Raw genomic sequence first — 210 nt, forward strand, 5'->3', positions numbered from 1 at the left:
GCTCACTGGTCGAGTGACTCTGCGCCGAAAATGTAACGGGGCTAAACACACCACCGAAGCTATGGCAACGTAAATCCTTTGGATTTACTTGGGTAGGGGAGCGTTGAATACGGATTGAAGTTGGACCGTGAGGACTGGTGGACTGTATTCAAGTGAGAATGCCGGTATGAGTAACGAAAAGACAAGTGAGAATCTTGTCCGCCGAAAGCC

At 49.5% G+C, this 210-nt stretch carries 1 rRNA gene; it reads left to right on the forward strand.

What is annotated here, in order from left to right:
• Window positions 1-210, forward strand: a 23S ribosomal RNA gene (locus PAT3040_RS32230); the annotation flags it as partial.

This window comes from Paenibacillus agaridevorans, assembly GCF_003112455.1.
In the GTDB taxonomy this organism is placed as follows: Bacteria; Bacillota; Bacilli; order Paenibacillales; family Paenibacillaceae; genus Pristimantibacillus; species Pristimantibacillus agaridevorans.